Source organism: Thermus sp. (genome assembly GCF_037444525.1).
In the GTDB taxonomy this organism is placed as follows: Bacteria; Deinococcota; Deinococci; order Deinococcales; family Thermaceae; genus Thermus.
Map to the genome: position 1 here is coordinate 1 of NZ_JBBIMD010000113.1, position 2550 is coordinate 2550.

3 protein-coding genes and 3 pseudogenes are annotated in these 2550 nt (G+C 65.1%); 5 read left to right on the forward strand and 1 reads right to left on the reverse strand.

What is annotated here, in order from left to right; all coding sequences use genetic code 11:
- Positions 1–93, reverse strand: a pseudogene (locus tag WKI94_RS11840) (IS5/IS1182 family transposase); the annotation flags it as partial.
- A gap of 34 nt (positions 94–127) precedes the next feature.
- Here WKI94_RS11840 and WKI94_RS11845 point away from each other — a divergent pair.
- The 5 genes and pseudogenes from WKI94_RS11845 to WKI94_RS11865 all read left to right on the forward strand — a co-directional run.
- Positions 128–301, forward strand: a pseudogene (locus WKI94_RS11845) (thiosulfate oxidation carrier protein SoxY); the annotation flags it as partial.
- 11 nt (positions 302–312) lie between these two features.
- Positions 313–639 (forward strand): thiosulfate oxidation carrier complex protein SoxZ, encoded by a 327-nt coding sequence (gene soxZ, locus WKI94_RS11850; RefSeq protein WP_337845925.1) that lies wholly within the window; start codon positions 313–315, stop codon positions 637–639.
- Between the two features lie 47 nt (positions 640–686).
- Entirely contained in the window at positions 687–1454 is a 768-nt protein-coding gene (gene soxA, locus WKI94_RS11855) for a sulfur oxidation c-type cytochrome SoxA (protein ID WP_337845926.1), read from the forward strand.
- 12 nt (positions 1455–1466) lie between these two features.
- A complete protein-coding gene (soxX, locus tag WKI94_RS11860; RefSeq protein ID WP_337845927.1) occupies positions 1467–2039 on the forward strand; it encodes a sulfur oxidation c-type cytochrome SoxX in 573 nt (190 codons plus the stop codon).
- Positions 2036–2550 (forward strand): annotated as a pseudogene (locus WKI94_RS11865) (thiosulfohydrolase SoxB); the annotation flags it as partial. The gene soxX and the pseudogene WKI94_RS11865, both read left to right, overlap by 4 nt.

The following is a 2550-nucleotide window of genomic DNA, read 5'->3' on the forward strand; positions in this document are numbered from 1 at the left end:
GCGGCCGCCAGGCTTGGGGGCTGGGATGAGGGGTTCCAGGAGGGCCCACTCCGCATCACTGAGGTCGCTGGGGTAAGATCGTCTAGAGCTCACCCCTCAAGGATACCACCCTTTTACGACAGCCTCTAAGAACCCCACCCCCAGACTCTTCACCTTCATGCCCATGAAGGCCCTGCCCTACTACGCCACCCGGGTCCGCCTGGCGGAGACCACCGCGGTGCGGGCGGTGGTGGAGACCACGGACGGCCGGTACCTGCTGGCTTCGGCCAGCACCCGCGTCACCGTGGGTGGGTGCGGTTAAGGAGGTAGACCATGGCCATTCGTGTCATCGTACGCCTAACGCCCGCCAAGCCCAAGGCGGGGGAGGAAGTGAAGGTTCAGGCGGTAGCCCAGCACCCCAACGAGCCCGGCACCCGACGGGACGCGGAGGGGAAGATCATCCCCGCCAAGTACATCAACCTGGTAGAGGTCTACTTTGAGGGGGAGAAGGTGGCGGAGGGCCGCCCTGGCCCTTCCACCAGCGCCAACCCCCTCTACGCCTTCAAGTTCAAGGCGGAAAAGCCGGGCACCTTTGTGGTGAAGCTTAAAGACACCGACGGGGACACCGGAGAGGGTTCCGCCAAGCTGGAGTTGGCCTAGGCCTTAAGCGCCCGGGGCAAGCCCCGGGCGCTTTATGGAGGTGGGGTATGCGGGCATGGGTTTGGGGCGCTTTTCTGGTCCTTACGGCGCTGGCCCAGGGCACGGACCCGCGGGAGGAGGCCAAGCGGCAAAAGGAGCTTCTCCTCCAGACCGCAGGCATCCTGCCCACGGAGCTTGTGGTTCAACAGGGGGAGGAGCTTTTTAACCGCAAAGGGCCTTTCGGCAAGACCATGGCCGAGTGCGACTTCGGTCTGGGGAAGGGGATTTTGGAAGGGGCTGCCGCTAGGCTTCCCCGCTACTTCCTGGACACGGGCCGGGTGGAGGACCTGGACGGCCGCATCGTCACCTGCATGACCCGGGTCCAGGGCTTCAAGCCCCAGGAGGTGAAGCGGCCTGAGGTGGTGGCCATTGCCTTCTACATCGCCAGCAAGTCCACCGGGCACAAGATCCAGGTGCGCCTCCTCTTCCCCGAAGAAAGGGCCCTTTACGCTCTGGGGGAGAAGCTCTTCTACGCCCGAAGCGGCCAGCGGGACCTCGGCTGCGCCACGTGCCATGTGACCTATGTCAAGCGCCGGGCGGGGGTTCTGCCTTACGCCGATGTCTTGGGGAAGGACCTGTCCTGGACCCACTGGCCCGCCTACCGCTACTCCAACGACCAGACCTGGACCATGCAGGACCGGATCCGGGCCTGTTACGGCAACATCGGCCACCCGCAGCCCAGCCTGTACTCCATGCCCATCCTGGCCCTGGAGCTCTTCCTGGCCTACAACAACAACGGGGCGGTGGTGGAGGAGTGGCCCGCCTTCGTGCGGTGAGAGGGGGTAGCCATGCGGAAAGTCGCCATCCCGCTTCTCCTTTTGGCCTTGGCCCTGGCCTTGGCCCAGCGGTACTTCACGGAGGAAGAGCTTAAGCGCATCCAGGAGGGCGGCAAGGCCTACGCCGAGGTCTTCCTTAACCAACGCCCGGACCAGGCCCTCTGTTCCCTGCACAGGAACCGTCTCCCCGCCGAGCTCCTTCCCAAGTTCATGGAAGAGCAGCGGGCCCTTATCCGCTATCCCGCGGACGGGAAGCTCATGGGGGACTGGCGGAAGGGCGGGGCCATCTTCAACAACCTTCAGAAGGCCAACTGCTTCTCCTGCCACTATGGCTCCCCCGTCCACCTGGGGGGGGATGTGGGGCCCAGCCTAGAGAAGTACAGCCTTAAGCGCGGCCAGTCTGAGGCCATCCAGCGCTACACCTACGAGGTCATCTACAACTCCTGGGCCTACTTCCCCTGCACGGTCATGTACCGCTTTGGGGCCTTGGGGGGCCTTACTCCGGAGGAGATCGCCGACGTGGTGGCCTACCTCCTGGACCCCGGATCGGACTTCAACACCAAGCCCGCGGTGGGGTCGCAATGAACCGAAGGGAGCTCCTCTTCCTGCTCTCCGCCCTGGTTGGCCTTCCCCCTAAGGCCTTGGCCCGGGCGCTGGAGGACCCGTCTGGGCTTTACGACCTTCCCCCTTACGGGGAGGCCACCCTCCTCTACTTCTCGGACATCCACGGCCAGGCCTTTCCCCACCACTTCATGGAGCCTCCTAACCTCATCGCCCCCAAGCCCCTCACGGGGCGGCCGGGGTACCTCACGGGCGAGGCCATCCTGCGCTACTACGGGGTGCCTCGAGGCTCCCTCCTCGCCCACCTCCTTTCCTACCTGGATTTCGTGGAGCTGGCCCAGTCCTTTGGCCCCTTGGGGGGCTTTAGCGCCCTCACCGCCCTCATCCGAAAGCAGAAGGCCCAGGTGGAGGCCGAGGGGGGGAAGGCCCTGGTCCTGGATGGGGGGGACACCTGGACCAACTCCGGGCTTTCCCTCCTCACCCAGGGGGAGGCCATCCTGGAGTGGCAGAACCTGGTGGGGGTGGACCACATGGT